14 protein-coding genes and 1 pseudogene are annotated in these 17224 nt (G+C 46.5%); 9 read left to right on the plus strand and 6 right to left on the minus strand.

Annotated elements, in window-relative coordinates; translation table 11 throughout:
• The 3 genes from IEW66_RS06640 to IEW66_RS06650 all read right to left on the minus strand — a co-directional run.
• The coding region (locus IEW66_RS06640) for a hypothetical protein (RefSeq protein WP_188681460.1) at positions 1-1065 on the minus strand (1065 nt) is incomplete at its 3' end.
• Between the two features lie 890 nt (positions 1066-1955).
• Complete coding sequence (locus IEW66_RS06645) at positions 1956-3122, minus strand: ATP-binding protein (RefSeq protein ID WP_188681461.1); 1167 nt, start codon at positions 3120-3122, stop codon at positions 1956-1958.
• A 205-nt stretch (positions 3123-3327) separates the two neighbouring features.
• The gene (locus IEW66_RS06650) at positions 3328-4614 is read right to left on the minus strand and encodes an MFS transporter (RefSeq protein ID WP_188681462.1); all 1287 of its coding nucleotides are present in this window, start codon (positions 4612-4614) and stop codon (positions 3328-3330) included.
• A gap of 503 nt (positions 4615-5117) precedes the next feature.
• On the opposite strand from IEW66_RS06650, the gene IEW66_RS06655 reads away from it, so the two are divergent.
• From IEW66_RS06655 to IEW66_RS06690, 8 genes are all read left to right on the plus strand, one after another.
• Positions 5118-5732 (plus strand): hypothetical protein, encoded by a 615-nt coding sequence (locus tag IEW66_RS06655; protein WP_229657540.1) that lies wholly within the window; start codon positions 5118-5120, stop codon positions 5730-5732.
• A gap of 120 nt (positions 5733-5852) precedes the next feature.
• On the plus strand, positions 5853-7175 hold the full coding sequence (locus IEW66_RS06660; protein ID WP_188681463.1) for an ATP-binding protein: 1323 nt from the start codon (positions 5853-5855) through the stop codon (positions 7173-7175).
• A 350-nt stretch (positions 7176-7525) separates the two neighbouring features.
• Positions 7526-7765 (plus strand): hypothetical protein, encoded by a 240-nt coding sequence (locus IEW66_RS06665; RefSeq protein WP_188681464.1) that lies wholly within the window; start codon positions 7526-7528, stop codon positions 7763-7765.
• Positions 7766-8014: 249 nt separating this feature from the next.
• Positions 8015-8317 (plus strand): hypothetical protein, encoded by a 303-nt coding sequence (locus tag IEW66_RS06670; protein WP_162509217.1) that lies wholly within the window; start codon positions 8015-8017, stop codon positions 8315-8317.
• A 159-nt stretch (positions 8318-8476) separates the two neighbouring features.
• Complete coding sequence (locus tag IEW66_RS06675) at positions 8477-9643, plus strand: glycosyltransferase (RefSeq protein WP_229657563.1); 1167 nt, start codon at positions 8477-8479, stop codon at positions 9641-9643.
• A gap of 82 nt (positions 9644-9725) precedes the next feature.
• Positions 9726-10424 carry a class I SAM-dependent methyltransferase gene (locus tag IEW66_RS06680; protein WP_188681466.1) on the plus strand — a complete coding sequence of 233 codons (699 nt, stop codon included), beginning with the start codon at positions 9726-9728 and terminating at the stop codon, positions 10422-10424.
• 410 nt (positions 10425-10834) lie between these two features.
• A complete protein-coding gene (locus IEW66_RS06685) occupies positions 10835-11929 on the plus strand; it encodes a glycosyltransferase (RefSeq protein ID WP_188681467.1) in 1095 nt (364 codons plus the stop codon).
• 16 nt (positions 11930-11945) lie between these two features.
• Positions 11946-14042: a DUF2079 domain-containing protein gene (locus tag IEW66_RS06690; protein WP_229657541.1), complete on the plus strand. Its 2097-nt coding sequence runs from the start codon at positions 11946-11948 to the stop codon at positions 14040-14042.
• Positions 14043-14791: 749 nt separating this feature from the next.
• Here IEW66_RS06690 and IEW66_RS06695 read toward each other — a convergent pair.
• The 3 genes and pseudogenes from IEW66_RS06695 to IEW66_RS06705 all read right to left on the minus strand — a co-directional run.
• Positions 14792-15064 carry a glycosyltransferase family 2 protein gene (locus IEW66_RS06695; protein WP_162509222.1) on the minus strand — a complete coding sequence of 91 codons (273 nt, stop codon included), beginning with the start codon at positions 15062-15064 and terminating at the stop codon, positions 14792-14794.
• A gap of 281 nt (positions 15065-15345) precedes the next feature.
• The gene (locus tag IEW66_RS06700) at positions 15346-16227 is read right to left on the minus strand and encodes a transposase (protein WP_229657542.1); all 882 of its coding nucleotides are present in this window, start codon (positions 16225-16227) and stop codon (positions 15346-15348) included.
• Positions 16228-16303: 76 nt separating this feature from the next.
• Positions 16304-16531 (minus strand): annotated as a pseudogene (locus tag IEW66_RS06705) (phosphoadenosine phosphosulfate reductase domain-containing protein); the annotation flags it as partial.
• 440 nt (positions 16532-16971) lie between these two features.
• On the opposite strand from IEW66_RS06705, the gene IEW66_RS06710 reads away from it, so the two are divergent.
• Positions 16972-17139 (plus strand): hypothetical protein, encoded by a 168-nt coding sequence (locus IEW66_RS06710; protein ID WP_188681470.1) that lies wholly within the window; start codon positions 16972-16974, stop codon positions 17137-17139.
• The last annotated feature ends 85 nt before the right edge of the window (positions 17140-17224 follow it).

A 17224-nucleotide genomic window follows, 5' to 3' on the forward strand; every position in this document is an offset into this window, starting at 1 on the left:
GAGGTACTGGCCCACGTGTCCCACTACCACCGTGCTGTTATGCCCTCCCTGCTGCATCACATAGAAGTACTGCGCCTGCCCGGATGTCAGGTTGGTGGCGTTCCCCGTGCTGTTCGCGGAAGCCTGGATCGATGAATAGGCCCTGTCGGCAAGGCTCGTGTTGTTCAGTGCAACATATCCCAGGAGGAGCAGTGAGGTGCTTGTCGTGTACCCGGACACGCCGAACCCGTGTATGAGGCTGAAGTTCCTGTAGTCCTGGTATGTGGCGTTATACGAGGAGTTCTGGAGTGCATTCCTGATGTCCTTCAGACCAGGGCCCTGCAGCGCAATGCTGAAAGAGACGTTGAAGTCGCTGGCCCAGCTCTGTCCCGTATCAGACATGAGGTCACTGTCCGTGAGGGCACCCGGAGGCGTCAGGGCACTCAGGTTGTACGACCTGAATATGGAGACCTGGTAGGAGGCGATCTGCAGGAAGCTGCCCGATGACCTGAACTGTGTTGAGTTGTAGAACTCGAACATGAAGAACTGGCCGTATATTGCATACAGTGCCTCCACGTAGCCGGTCGAAGTCCTGTTCCAGCCGAACACGTAGAAGTAAGAGTCGTTCACCCCATATGACACGTTGGCCTTCCCGAGCCTGCTCAGGTTGCCGAACACGGTGGTGTTGAAGGACAGGATCGAGGATGAGTTCCTGAAATGCAGGAAACCTGAGATGAGGTTGCTCATATTCGTGTTCACGAACACTGCAGCCTGCATCTCCGTTATGTTACCGGGCACGCTGCTCATGCCTATCAGGGGCGGCGATGAACCGTTGGAAACGTATTCATACATCCTCTGGAACTGACTCACGTTATTCGCTCCCACAGTCAGGTTCATAACCTCATACCATGAGCCGCCTATCGACCTGTTCACCTCGCTCCCCGGCACAACCAGCATACCCGGGGCTGTCTCGGGCTTCGCAGGTGATGTGGATGGCAGCTTGCCATGGTAGACGTAAACGTAAACCCCGACAGCGGCGACAACAACAACCACGGCCACCACGATGGCCACAGCCGATGACTTCATGCTAACTGCTAACGCTCTTTGATAATAAATTTTCGTATTCGCATATTAATAAATTAATAATATACTTTCCCATAAAATATTAACTTTGTTCATCAGTGCGCACTCCTGACCTGCACCGTCCAACGGGTGCTGCCCTCTTCCTGCCCAGGGAACTGATGCGACAAAAGGCAGGGCGGTCCAGGGATAAAGGGGATGGGTCAAAGAAGGTGCCACGGAGAGATGCCGGGCCACGTTCAGGCGGACGGCACGCGGGCACCGACCTCAGGCGTTTCCACCGTGGTTGCACTTGCGCAGCGCTGTGACCTATTGGCCAGGCCCGGCCAGTCAACTGTAAGACGCCAGTGCTCGGGACAGCTGCAACATCATGGTCCTGCACCCATAGGGTCACCTGGAAACAGCGAGCGTTAAGACTGTACCCGCCCGTGCCGGACACGATCGCTGGAGATCCCGGGATTCCGATCCTTCCCTACGCGTATCCCGTACTGAGCGCAGCCCCTTTTTTTCTGGCCCGGAGAGCAATTCCTGGCCCCCATTTGGTTTGCGGGTTTTCCCTGTTTTGCTCCCTTCCCCTGCACCAGGGAATTTGGAACTATAGTTGTACTGTTATCTTTGATGGTTAAAATCAATTAATATTTCTCATAGAATTATTATAACTATATTTACAACTCGATTAAAATAACTATAATATTGAATTTTTTAAGTATTCTTATCGTATTATCAGCTTAATTCAATTAATTGAAATAATTTATCATAAATTTATAGATTATTGTCAATTCAAAGTTTCTATAAATTTCTGTACGTTCGTATATACTATATGTTTGAATGGGAGCGGCCACTCTCCTGGCAGGGCGCCTGAAGGGCCACCGTCCGCCTGTTACACCTAATCTGGCCTACATATCGGCAACGTGCACTATTTTCGCGTCCTGGGTGCTGAAGTCGCAGCCCTCCTTCGTGTAAATCACAAACACCTCGTTCCTGTCACCGTTGTGCCAGTGAAGGTTTGCCGCCTGGCGCACCAGCCCCGTGAGGGCGCCCTTCTTCACCCGCCCCTCCCACTGTGCGTGTATGAAATGAGCAGTCAGCGTTTCCTCATCCAGGACGACACCGAAACTGCTCTCCCTGTCCCAGTACTGCCCTGCCTGCGAATACCTCCCGTGCAGCAGGCTGATGCGGTAGTGTTCCAGGGCAATGTCCGCAAAGGCCGATGAAACATGCTTCGTGAATCCCTCACTGATGCGGGCGAACACCTCCTCCCTGTCCATGGACTCCGCATCCCTCAGGAACCTGGACCAGAACAGCATGTACAGGTCGTTGAATGAGTACCTGGCGGACATGTGCCTGTTCTCCAGGGTCACGGGATACTCCTTCCTCAGGATGGCCATGCCCTCAGTTAGGAAGGATAGGTACCTGGAGAGCTCCCTTGCGGGGATGCCTGTGAACTCAGATATGGCTGAGTGTGTCCGGAAACCGGATGCGACCGCCCGCATGATGTCCAGGTACCTGGTGTATTCCCTCGTGTGCCTGGCCATAAGATCGGTGGGGAAGTGCAGTGCGTAACCGTCCTGCTCAATGAGGGAGAGGACATTCGAGAGGGCATCCCTCTGCCGCACCCAGTTAAGGGCAACCGGCATGCCGCCGAAGGCCGCGAAGTTCTCTACCCTCTCGGCCGGAGATAGGTGTGGGAAGCTCCTCGAGAAGTCCGCGAAACTCATGCCAGTGACCCTTACCCTCTCAGACCCGGGGATCGAGTGCCTCTCCATCGCCTGTGCGTCGTTCCACACGAGGACCAGGAGGGCACCAGAGTCGTCCGGCACCCCCGACCATGCCTGGAACACCGGCTCAAGCGTCAGGCCTGAACCCCAGGGCAGCTCGCAGTTGTCCACCACAAGGGCACCGGGGGCTGCCTTCCCCATCCGGCTAACTATGGATACGCATTCACCTATCCTCTCCCTCATCTCGCCGTACGACCCATAGAGGCTCACAAACGCTGTCCCGTCCCTAGAGAGGTACCTGGCCAGCGTGCTCTTGCCCAGCCCTTCATGGCCGCATATATTCACAACATGTTTCTTCTGAAAATGTCTTTTCAGAAAGAGGTATTTCTCATAGTGACTGTAGTAATTCATACACTGTCAGCGGCGCAACTCATATAAAGGTCTCCACTTGCAGTTACAGAAACAGGGAGAGGTATGCACCTTGAGGCGTCCCTGGCCCCGGGTGCGCCGAGGGCCCCGGCAGAGTCCGGGCACCTGCCGCCCACTGCGCTCAATCAGCAGGCTCCAGCCTGGCAGCCCCCTCCTCTGGCCCCGGCAGCCGAGACCCCACAAGGTCCCTGCTGTAGCCATATATTTCCCTGAAGACCAGGACAGATGAGAGGAGGCCGGCTGCGGGTGCCAGGGAAACGGCGAGCGTGGCTAACCCAAGGCCAACAGAGTGCACGAAGCCCTGGAAGAGGCTCACCGTCACGAAGGTGGGGAGCAGCGATATGAAGTTGCTGAAGCCCGTGGCCTTTCCCCTGTAGCCCGTGTCCGCCACCATGGACTGCGATGTGAGTGTGGGCTGGCTGTTCCAGTGGTTGCCCCAGACGAAGAGGAGCGCGAACAGGGGCACCAGGAGGTACTGCCTGAGGACGAGCGACAGGCCCGCACCCACAAGTGACACTATGGTCGAGGCGTACCCGACCGTGCTGACCTTCCTGAGGCCGAGGCGCGGGAGCAACAGCGGGCCCGCTATGCCTGCGGGGACGCCGAAGGAGTATATGGCTATGGTCACCTCCCTGGAACCTATGGGGCCCGTTATGCCAAGCCCGGAGACGATCACCGGTATGAAGAAGGCGAATGTCCCCACCTCAAGCGTGCTTGCGGCCCCGGATATCCAGGAAAACACCGACGCCCTCCTCCTGGTCTGGTCGGAGAAGATCGACCTGAACATGGCCCTGAAGGTAACCCTCTCCTCCATCCTCTCCCGCCACTGGCCCGTCTCCGGCACCCTGAGCACCATGATGGCACCGGCCAGGGCGGGGAGCGCCGACAGGGCCATTGGCACCCTCCAGTCCATGGCAGAGGCGGGCCATGTAAGCATCATGAGGAGTGCAATGGTGTTGACCGAGAGGATGGCGAATGATGCCATGAGGGTGTTCATTGTGCCAGTGACCTCCCTCCTCCCGGGCCTTATCGTCTCCATGAGGAACGCGTACCCGCTTGCGAGATCCGCGCCCACAGGGAACCCGGTAATGGCCCTCAGGGCGAGAAGCGAGGCGAAGTTCCGGACGAAGAGTGTCGATATGCCCGTGGCCGCGAACAGCACCATGTTGAGGAGGAAGACCCTCTTCCTGCCGAGGGCATCGGTCAGGTAACCGCCCGCAAGCGATCCGACGGCAGCGCCCCCTATGACGGCAGAGGTTACAAGGCCCATGGCCAGGGAGCCCAGGTGGAAACCCCTCTCTATGAACGCGGAGAGCATCGGGACCGAGAAGTAGTTCCACTCGTCCACGAATATAGCCAGGAGCGAGACAGCACTGATGTATCTGGGTGACACCGACGTTCCTGCCAACGGCACACCTCCTCCTGCGATTACGATGCCATAGTTATGCCTGGGCATGTGTGCAACACTTGCACAGATTTTCTCTGGCCTGTAATGGCCCAATGTGAGATGGCCACAAGAGAGAGCGTCTCCTGTGCCCTCCTCCCAACGGTTTTATTCCTCACGTTCCGATCCCTTATACGTATATGGATACAAACAAGGTTGACTGCACGGGGCCCACGTGCGAACTTAAAGGGTGGTAAAAGGGCAAGTCAGGGAAGTATAGGCCTGGAATTGCGTCAGCGCCGATCCTCCGGCTGCCTACCATAATAAATATTGTCTGGATGTCCTAAACCCTTCAATTCTGTTTTTATTAATGCGCCATATATATCCTTCCTTCCCTTGTGGTACCAGGTGAATGCGCATGGCACTGCCAGGCAGGACCGACCATCCGCCTACCCCGTCCTGTTGCCATTGTGGCTGAATTCGTGACAGCATGTTTTTATAATAATGTGCTAATAGAGACATGGTAATTGGAGTTGTCAGATTTCGGTTCACAGAAAGTGGTACAGAGGGTCAGGGACTGGGCTCACAGTAACTACGGTGTTCCTGAGAATGGAGTGAACATCTATTACCTCAAGAGGCTTGGGAACGGCACCTGGAGGGCGAGGTGTTCGTTCATCTACAACAACGAGGAGAAGAAGTTTACCCTTACCATAGGCAGCGACGGCGAGATCACGTCATATTCTGACCTGTCAAGGTCAGGGCCCTCAGAGATGGGGGCCGCGCCCACCATGGTGCTGATAGCAGAAGTCTTCGCTATACTGGCGCTCATAGGCTTCACTTTGGGCGCCATAGTGCTCCTCGTATCCTATGCAACTTCTGTTTCTGTGGCAGGCGCCGGATTGTCCTTTATCAGTCCTGCAATCTTCATATTCCCGGGCCTGCTCATCATCCTGGCCGTTATCAGCGGTTATATAGTTAGCAGGACACTGAAGATCAGGAGTTACATTGAGCAGGGGGACGCTGTAGCTGCCCTCCAAATAGACAGTGTTGGCCTGGGCGTGCTGGCACTGCTCTTCAGCGGCGTCATCTCTGGCATCCTGCTCCTCCTGGCCAGGGAAGACCTCCGGAGGGCCTCACAGTAAAGCAGTTGAGGAAGGCGATTGCACCCTGAACCTAGAGTTTTCCGGTTCGGAAGGCCCTTATGTTCATTCGTTTATCATACTATACGAATAATTGATATATTCGTATATTATAGTAAGCTAATGTGGGAGAGATATCCCATGAACGACAGGGCACTGTACAGGTTCAACGAATGGTGGGCAACCGGTTCAGTGAGGAAAAACCTGACCGGGACGTTCAGGCGTGAGGACTACGCGAAGTGGAGGGAACTGCTGGGCCACAGGAGCATCCTCCTTTTCTACGGCCTCAGGAGGGTTGGCAAGACCACAATGATGCACCAGCTCATAGATGACCTCCTCAGGTCAGGTGTGGAACCCGAGAGGATACTGTACTTTTCATTCGACGAATCCCCTGGCGATTTGGACGCAGTGATTTCATCGTACGCCAGGTCGGTCCTCAAGAGACCTTTGGCCGAGGCCCGAGGCGTATACATCTTCTTCGACGAGGTGCAGAAGGCCAGGGACTGGGAAAACAAGGTCAAGATCTACTACGACCTATACCCGGGCATCAAGTTCGTCCTCTCAGGCTCATCATCGCTGAACCTGGCCAGGAGGTCTTCTGAAACTCTTGCAGGCAGGATCATGAGGGTCAGGGTTGAGCCCCTCTCGTTCAGGGAGTTCTGCAGGCTCAGGGGCCATGACATTTCCTACGATAGGCTTAGGTATGCCGGCGACGCCCTGGAACCACTGCTGTCAGAATACATGGAAAAGGGCGGCTTCCCTGAACTTGTGGGGGAGAGCGATGGGTTCAAGATAAGGGAATACGTGAGGAGCATAGTCATCGACAGGATAGTGGCCAGGGACATACCGGAGGAGTTCGGTATCAGGGACCTGGACCTGCTGAGGAGGCTCACCGAGGTCCTCATGCTCAACCCGGGCATGATCGTGAACCTTGACAAGCTGGCCTCGTCCCTGGGGAGGAACCGCATTACCGTGTCGAACTTCCTCTCATACATGGAGTATTCATTCCTGATAAGGACGGTCGGGAACTACCGGCCGGGCGTGGAGGCTGCATCCAGGAAGCTGAGGAAGGCCTACCCGTACCTGCCCGCATTCCACACCGCCATGCTCGGGGCCAGCGGAGCCCAGGACCAAGGGAGGATCCTGGAGAACACCATGGCCTCGGTACTTGAGCCTGAATTCTACTACAGGAGCGGTGATACCGAGATAGACTTCGTCTTGAGAGAAGGGGGAAAGGCAATACCTGTGGAGGTGAAGAGCGGAACCTACCGAAAACAGGACTTCGCAAGGGCATTACAGAGGATTGGATCTGACAGGGGCATAATCGTGAACCGGGAGCGGTGGGCTGTCACCGGCACAGACCACATGAGGATACTGGAGTGCCCCGCATATGTGATGGCGATGGATCCACAACGTGTCTTGGGCGACCTGGCCTCCATTCCATGAGGTGGGCCTGTGCTCCAGTTTCAGGGGTGGCTGCCCATGGTACCTGGCTCACGAATGCCGTATAATAATAGTTATACTGCGTTATGGAGCCTGTTCACAAACCTGGAGTTCTACGAGAAAAACTTCTAATTATTACTGCTAGATGTGTGTTGCAAAATTCCTCTGTACAATAAAGTAAGGTAGAGTGATTTATCGTTGTCACTGCAAGACAATCACACCTATAAGCAATAGAAGCACAGAGAGGTATCGGATCGGTCCAGATAGAGGGTTGGACATGTACAAGAGGGCCCAGTGGGCAGGATCGAGAAAATGAAGGGATCCATCATTTTTGATGGGCTGGAAGGCCCTCCTTGGAAAGCAACGGGGGAAAGAGGAAGCATCCCGATAGGACACCAGATACATTCATAACATTCCTTGCCAGGCTAAGGGCAGTATACGATGTACCTTACAGACCATTTGAAAGCTTTGCAAGAATATTTGCAAAAGCCACAGGTACAGCAACAGTATCCTGTACAAGCATATTCCGAAGAATAAGGAAGATCGTGCTTGAACTCCCTATTCCCGTGGAAGGCCCCTGGACTGTGCAATAGATACAACAGGATTCGAGAGCATTATCAGGGTGACTATATGGGAACAATGTGGATCAAGGAGAGAAGGTGATGATCAAAGCTCCAATCTGTCCCTAATGGGTGTCCCTGTGCTATCATTTGCAATCGTAGACGGACGTGTTCCATGATGCCAAAATTGGAACAAAAATTCTGAAAGAAATTAGTGACAGGACAAAGAAAATATTTGGAGGCAAGAGAAATGATTCCAAGTAAACTCACAGTATGTTAGGAGTGTACATACAGTCATATATTTATATTGGTGTTGCCATTCTATGCACTGTCAAAGGTTCACTGATCGTTTTTACCGTTGAAAGGTCCGGAAAAGGTGTCAGCCCTGCATCATATTCTGCGTTGTACAGGAAGCTATATGGCTACAACAACTCATCCCACTACGGAAAGTACCACTCCAGGATCCCAGGATTCCTTGACCGGATTGGATACATCAAATACGCAAATGGTGTGATCCTTGTACCGAGTGAGAAGAGCAGCCTTGTTATCGAGTACCTCAAGGAGAACGGTGCAAAGGTTTTCTAGTGGGAGGTGGAGCTGTCAGAGAGGGAGGAAAAAGATCTGCGGGATGGGAAACATTAGCAGAACCGGCTAAACTCTATTTATATATTTATTCAACACAGCACTGATACTGTGATTTTATGCTTAACTTTAAGAAATCTAGAGTTATGCACCATTGTGAGAATGGCCTATATAGGGGATTTCATAAACCATGGAAAATCATTAAAAACCAGTGGGACATCAATTATAATCCTTCTCTCTCTTCTAGAAGATGTGGATTCCATCGATGTGTTTTGTCCGCAAGTGAATGAAGATATTGAAGAATTTGAAATCCCACCCAAGGTTAAGTTACAAGAATTTTATACATATGATGATTCAATATCGATTCTTCGTCTTTTGAAGATAAAATGGAAGAATTATGACACTGTCATTTTCAATATGCTACCAACCGGCTTTGGTAATGGGACTCTTGCAAATGCCATTGCTCTATTTGTACCAATATTATTGGTGAAGTTTTTCAGAAGAAAAAATATTAAGATTATATACCACAATTCAGTGTTCACCAATGATGTCAGGAAATTAGGTTACAACTCTACATTCGACAAGATACGGTCATTTTTTCTCAGAATAGTTGAAAGGATCTTGTTCAAAAATGTCGCTACATTTGTACTACTTAATTTATATAAGAAGCGAATAGATGATGCAATAGGATATAATAAAGTACATTTTTTGAATTGGAAATATCTCGAAACAGTTCCTACGCTCTATCTAAATGAGATAATAAATTTTCATGATATAAAAACTCAAGATAGTAATATCCCAACAATACTTATGCATGGTTCATGGGGGCCCCAAAAGAACATTGAATTAGGTTTAATGGTTCTAAAGAAACTTAAAGATGAAGGTGAGGAATTTAAGTTAGTAATTTCCGGTGGTATAAATCATCATTTCCCAGACTACGAGATAAAATTTAAGGAAATCCTGCGTTCATATTCCGGGCTAATTGATGAATACCTTGGTCCTATTACAGAAAGGGAGATCACGAAAATTTTTTTGGAAGCCTCTCTATTAATTCTACCGTATAATGCACCAGGGGGGCTTTCTGGAGTGCTGGAACAGGCCATATTCTTTGAAGTGCCAACTATTGCTATCGATTTTCCTGAGTTTAGGGAGCAAGCGGCAGGAGTGGGCTTTGTGAGACTAGCAAATTCTGTGAGTGATATAGAAGACTATGTCCGCGAATTTCTAATGAATTGGGATGCGTATAATGCAAGACAAAGGAGGATAAATATTAGCAAAAAGATAACACAGGCAACTGATAACATTAGAGTGCTTTTACGCAATGATTAACGAAATGACGCATACCCGTTGAATCATGCAATCAATCATAAGACGAAAAATTTTGATATGATTAGAATATATCACCCTGAGAATGCTGTCACGCCAAGAGAAAAAGCAATTTAATAGGTATATGTCTCAATTTGAGAATTTCAGAAGAGTTGAACTTAAGAATGGTGTGGACCCGGAACCATTCAGGATGCCGTTGTTCAGTAAAAATTTTGCCAAGAGGGTTGGGGTGTTAAGTAAATACAGGCATATAACGCAATACCTTAAAGTAAATTCAAAGAGAGGAAAAGCGCTGGATTTCGGCACAGGGTTTGGAGCATTTCTTCCAGTTTTATCCGAATTGAACGATGAGGTCATAGCGGTAGACGCATTTGACGATCAATTAAGGGCAGCCAAAGATCTCTGTCTCTATATGGGTCTGAAAAATGTGACAGTGTTGAAAGTAGCAAGAATTAATGGCCTTTCTGGGTTCGAAGATTCCACTTTCGATACTATACTTGCCACTGATGTGCTTGAGCATAATCTCAATTATAAAGATATAGTAGTTAAGTTAAAGCGTGTATTGAAAACCGGAGGCCCGTTAATTGTGTCACTTCCCCGGGAACATTTGCTTTACAGAATCTTTGCAAGGAGAGAAGTTGAACATGACAGGGAGAGAGGACACGTATATCACTCAAGCAAGGGAGCTGACGAGGTGGAACTGTTTTTGCTTAAACACTTTGATCTAGAATTGAAGGAGAGCGCGCACACATTCATACATTATACCTTATTAAGAGGTGGGTGATCACGAGGATACTTTCTTATTCTGATCATTTGGTCGTTGGTGACATTGCAAAAGCCGTCGCTATACGAGACGCCTCACGTCTTGATGGGCACGAATTTGTCAAAAATAACATGATGTTAGAAATAGTCCATTCTATTTACGATTATATCTGCGATACTACTCTCTTTAAAGCAATATCAAACCTATTCTATCAATATACCTCTATTCTATTCTATCAATATACCTCTATTCTCACTGAAATGATAGCCGATAGGTATATTGTGAGCATTCCATATGGTTTCTTTGGCTTTAAATTCGTTGTTGATGCGATTGTAAAATGTTGATTACTTTGAAATTTATCACTATGTGGGAGATGACCGAGCAATTAAGACACCAGGCAGGGTAGAGAAATGCTGCGCCAGTGGTGAAAGATGAGTATTGGAAAAGTTGTCTTAGTAAGCGATCAGCCAATTACTACCGGGATAGGTAGGTATGCTTGGGCTTTAGCAAAAGCGCTCTCAAAGAAACAAATTGATGTGAGTCTTATATATAACGGATATTTTGATCCTGGCTACAAAGGCGAATATTTTGACGTTATAGAATCTTCAATTTTTAAAAAAACAACTAATTATCTTGCCATTCCTCTGGCTAGAAAAATGAACTCGGTGGCCCTTAAATTCTACGCTAAAGAGTATGAAGATTCGATAGTGCATTTTTGCGGTTCAGATTATTCCGGCCTGAAATTGTTTAATAATACGGTAGCAACGATTCACGATGTAAGGTTTGATCTTTTATTCGACTTTAAAAGCGGTGGATTTATTCGCAACTTGCTCGATTCTATATATAGAGATTTTATAAACCTAAAGATGTTAAGGGATGTCCGGAGCGCAGCGAAAATTATTTCTATCAGCAACGTAGTTAAATCTCAATTAGAAAGACATAGGATAAGATCCCAAGTGATACATCATTGGATAGATTCCTCAGTCTTTAAAAAAAGAGATAAAGCACTATCAAGGAGGAAATTGGGGCTACCAGAAAATTCGAAGTTGATCTTAAATGTCAGTAATGGAACAAAAAATAAGGCGTTAAGCTTTCTTCAGGAAACCGTTAACTTATTACCTGAAGGATATATGTTAATAAAGATAGGAACTCCATTGAAGGGTAGGAATATCTTGAACGTTGGCAAAGTTCCAGATGAACTTTATCCGCTTTACTTTAATGCAAGTGATCTGTACCTGAATGTCTCGACTTTCGAGGGCTTTGGCATACCACAAATAGAGGCATTGGGATCTGGTTTGCCAGTATTAGCCAGAGATATTTCAATAAACAGGGAGGTTTTGGCTGAAGCAGGTATGTACTTTGATGCTTATATAGAACCCCATGATCTTGCGCAAGTTGTCGTGCATTCCATTGAGGAATATGAAAGAGATGGATTGGGAGATAAGATGGAGAAAGTCGCCAGAAGGCTAAACGAGGACACCGCAATCAGCGAGTATTTGAAAGTGTACAGCTCTATAGGGCATTAACGGAGGCAGATGAATAATGAATTTTAAATTAAAGCTGGTCTTCAAAAAGCATGCTAATCTTGCAAGAGATGATCTGGGCGGAGATGGATTGAGGTACATAGCGTTCGTCATATTATTTATCGCTAATATATTATACATAGCATATTTTTCTTCACTTTCCCTTATGAGAATGTGGTCATTAAACGCCAGTGTATACGACCTTGGGGTTGCAATGGAGCAGGGCTGGCTTGTCTTTCACACCCACTGGACTCTACATCTTTTTATTTCAGATTTTGGATTATATTCTGGAAGATTCCTTCTTTCTCCCCTTTTTATTTTAGCGAATTTCAGTCTGATTCTCGTTGTGCAGACTGTTGCCATAGCAATACCGTCTTTTTTTGTTTACGGGATCGCTTTAAAGTTTATCGGAAAAAGGCTACCATCCCTTTTGATTTCACTATCGTACCTGATCTATTTCCCACTGGCCGGTATGAATCTGTTTGATTTCCACTACATGGCCTTCTTCCCATTGTTTTTCCTGGCAGCGGTGTACTATTATTTTGACAATAAGTATACGGCATCGTTGATCCTCTTTCTTGTTGCGGGCCTCGTCAAGTTCCCATTCATTGCATTTTCCGCTGGTTTCCTGATATTGGAAGGCATATCGCATCTACGGGCAAAGGAATTTAACCTACTCCCAGAGAACAAAAGGAAAACCATGTTCATAATCAGCGGCGTTTTGCTTTTCATGCTTGTTTTCGCCATATCTTATTATTCAGTGTCCTTGTTTGGGGTATCTTCCTATCTTCATTCTGGACCGTTTCAATTCAGCAATGTAAGGGACGATATAGACAATAAGATCTTCACCCTTCTGCTGATATTCATGCCGTTCCTGGCGCTCCCATTGTGGTCTAAGTATTCCTTGCTCCTCATTCCCATTATGGCTTTTGCTCTTTTTTTCACCAACGGTGCATTTATGTTCCCGGGCCTTTTTCACGATCAGTATTCCGCCATATTGGTGCCATTTGTGTATCTGGCGTTAATCGACGGTCTTGTAAACCTTAGCAGCGGATCAGATTCCATTAAACATATGCGGCAAGAAACGACTAGCGAAAATATCCGATCTGACAAAGATCTCAAGAAAATTGATGGAAGGTTTTTCCTGAAGGTTTCTGTTGCCCTTATCATTTCCATGATTCTCTTTGCCCTCGTGTTTCAGCCTTACGGGCCGCTAAACGCATCATCTCAGGATGATTACCACCTGTCTGCTATAAAATCGTACAATTATACCGTTTATGAGAACATGCTCAAGGTTGCATCCCTCATACCAAAAAACGTGAGTGCCTCCGAGATACTCGTGGAGAATAACATACCCTTCATCTTCCCTAGGGTAGATAGCTACGGTCTTAACGTCTCTAATCCTCTAACTGCACCCTTAGAGGTGGACTACAATTATAACTTCTTTTATAATTTTACGGAACTTGGCCCCGACGGAGAGTACATCCCAATCGTTCCCGAATATATAATTATGTATCCCTATGGAGGCATGTATAATCAGGGATACTGGGGATATGCCGGCACAGATGGGCCATACCCTCATAACATATCAAATGCAGCTCTCATCGATCATCTTGTTTCAACGCACCATTACGGTATGGTGGCAGAGGCTAGTGGCATTTTTCTGCTAGAGCTGAATTATTCAGGCCCTCTTAGATTCTATGTCCCATTCAATTATTACTATCCGCCCAATTACTTTAACACCTATCCAGATTCAAGCCTTACGATGGCAGGGATTACTGGAACAGATATTAGAAACGGGGGACTATTCTGGGGCCAAACAGTATTACTTCCAGGCACCTACAATATTACCTTTTCCTTTACAGGAACCTCGCAGAGTTCGAATAACTCTTTGATCCTAAATGTTGCTCATGATAATGGATTGATCGACTTAGCCTCTAGAACTATATATCCCCATAACCTCACCAGTCTCGATAACTTTAATGTAACTTTCACTGTGAGTACAGAAAGAATACTTGCATACACCATATATTCCGTATGGGTACCAAACTGGGAAGGAACTATAACCTTTACCGGTATACACGTCACACAGATCAAACCTCCAGGTCAAAATTAGCGCTACGTTGTTTCTCTATGCTGGTTTAAAGCTTATCGTTCATAACCTCAAAGCGTGACAGGTTGAATCAGGCATTCGAACAATGGAGATCGGATATTCAAAGCATAGAATAAACGCCCGGTTTCATCAAGATTATTTCAGAGGGGGAATTTTCTATGCAGCCTGTACATGGAAAGTAGGTAAGAGAATGAAAGATAAGCTCTTTTTGAGATTAAAAGAACAATTCCCAAAAAAATATGCAATGATATGTGGGGGATAATTTCCGGAAATGTGTACCCATTTGAAATAAGGGATGGCCTATTTGATCCTCTAGGGCTGATCCACGTTTTTTCTGGGCAAAAGCAGAGTATAGGAAAATATAATATGACTTCCTCAGCACCTCAATATCCCTTATCTCCCTGTGCTGGAATATCTCCAGGAACAACGAATGCAACTTGACATTTTCCATAAGCTTATCCTCTCCCTTTATTCTGTATCTTTTGAAGTCGCCAGAGAGCGAGGTTATTCCTTCATTATGAACTCTATAAAATGTTAGTTTGTCGGTAATCCACCCAACATCATATCCACTGGCAAAAACACTATATAAGGCAAGGCTGTCATCCGATGTATTGAAAAATGAAAAATAGTCTAGATACCTTATCCCTGCACTTTTTCTAATGCTTATTGAACTGAGATTTCTGTCACAATTATTCCTTAGCGCATCCTTTAAACCGTTTGCAATAATTAAACGTGCATTTCTCCTGGGTAAATCATTGATTATATATGAATAGGCTTTTGGTATCTTCGCCTATTGTTAAGCTTCCGTTGTGGATCAAGCCGAGATTTTGGTTTTTCTTGAAGAGAGGCACTATGGTTTCAGCCCTGTCTTTAGCAATGATATCATCAACCAGAAAAAGAACAATGTTGGAGGATGCCTCCTTTACTCCGATCTCAACTAGTTCGCTCTTGTTCTTTGCCGTTTCAGCAAATATAATTTTGATCTTTCTGTCTTTATCAGTTAAGTTTAAGTGCTCTGCGGGCATCTTTGTCACTAAAATAATCTCTAAATTTTTAAAGTCTGATTCAGTGCGGATGATATCGCATCTTCCAGAAATGGCCTTTTAAAGAACGCGGTCAAGACAATCGTAGCCTTGGGAATAGTTAAAATCGCCTCCTCTTGCTTAAGATATAAAGCTGATCATAATACTTGCTTTCGAAATAGGCACGATTGCAGATGTCTTTAAGAACTCTAAATTCTCCTGTTCCAAACGAAGACGCAACGAAGTAGCCAAGCTTAAATTTTATCCATAGGGCGTCTCATGTTTTAGCAACTGACGATTTTCATTATCTCCCTTGGCTTTTCTCCTGCTTTCATGTTTGATACAACCACGAGATTGTATGCAATTGCCTTAAGGCCAATTGCAATATCATATGATCTGTTCCTTGTGTACCAGATATTCTCTGCCCTCATGATCTCTTCAAGTATTGAGAATGTCCTCTCTATTTCCCATCTCAGGGAATACAGCGAAGCGTATTCCCTGAGATCAATTCCGATCTTCCTGTTCATGGACAGTCTTTCAGGGATAATGCCCCTTCTTCTGTTTGTGTAAATCACAGGAAGAGAATGTGTGTTCTCGAACACATAATCGTATATGTCAGATGTATCATATGCTGAGTCTGCAAGAATATATGAGAAATTCCTGACAGAATCCACCAAGTCATGTGATACGCGTGAATTATGCATGTTACCTCTGGTAACAATCCAGTCCATGACAAGGAGGGAATCCACATCCAGTGACATATGGCACTTCCTGCCATATGTCCATCCCTTTGTTGTCTTGGACCATCCGCTCTCAGGATCCTTATAATTTCCCCGGTGTTTCATTCTCATTGCAGTGGAATGCTTGGATGTGTGGATCATGAAGGAATCCACCGCTGCAATTTCCTTCATAGAATACAGGAATACTATCTCACGGTTTATTGCATGCAGATCAAATTTCCTTGCTCTTCTTGACAGGGTCTGAAATGATGGTATCTCGCTGATGCGAATCATCCTGAGATATTCCTCATGATTGGTGAGGAATATCCTGGCTGATGGATAGGAAATTCCGGAAATCTGCAGCAGCACAAGAATCTTCAGGATCTGCCGATCTGTATATTTTCTTCTCCTCTGATCTGGCGAAACAATATTGTTTATGATATCCATTATCAATGGGATATGCTGCGTGGGCATATCCCAATATTCTCATTCTGTTAATAATGTTCGACATCTGTCTGACTACTCATGAAATGTGAGACGCCCTAACATGTATAACATTATTCTTAACCTTTGAAAGTGCATCATCGTTTCTCGCATATATGGCCTTGAAGCTACATTCCTTGGGTATCTCATCAACCATTTTATAGGTCTCATCGTAGTGCTGACCATGGTCGATGAAAAGCGCTGGAATCATATCCATCTTCAGCTCCTCGCACGTGGTCTTTACCAGATGCAGAACAACAGTGCTTTCCTTTCCTGCTGATCAGACAACAAATGGTCTTTTGAACCTCTGAAGCGCATTTCTGATTACGATCCTGTCTATATCCCTCTTGGCGTCAAGGGATAGGTGGCGCTCTGCCCTGACGGTAGTATCCATGATTGGCAGTAAACAGCATCTATATTAGTTTCTTCATTTAATCCCCTCCTCCCACTAGGTACGGGCAGGAAAATTCATGGGATCTGAATTCTAGCCTATGGCATCTGGTGGATACTGACTGAACGGCGAAGGCTGAATCCTCCACATGTCCAGTTAACTGCGAAATCACTGCGCCAATCGTATTGTACGTTAAGGAGCAAAGAAGTCAGGCAATTATGGATATTATTGCAATTGTTATAATAGTTGCATCATCTTTTAATTGTAAAAGTCATATATTATAATAATATTTTAATATGTTTTATTGATCCTAGGCAATGGCTCATGGAGGAAAATTGATAGATACGAGCAAGGCTACTCTGACCAACCGCACATTGAGGATCTCATTAACAAAGAGGATAGCGAAGCTTCTTGATGCGTCCCAAGGTGACATAATCGGGTTTTATCAGGCGGATGGTAAAATTTACATCGCTGTCGTGAAATGACAGAATAAATAATTTTCAGGTATCATGCTGAAATGTAGGTCAACATTATATTGATAGTATCTGCGATCATAATTGCCTCGTCAGA

The sequence above is a fragment of the Thermogymnomonas acidicola genome (assembly GCF_014646795.1).
Lineage (GTDB): Archaea > Thermoplasmatota > Thermoplasmata > Thermoplasmatales > Thermoplasmataceae > Thermogymnomonas > Thermogymnomonas acidicola.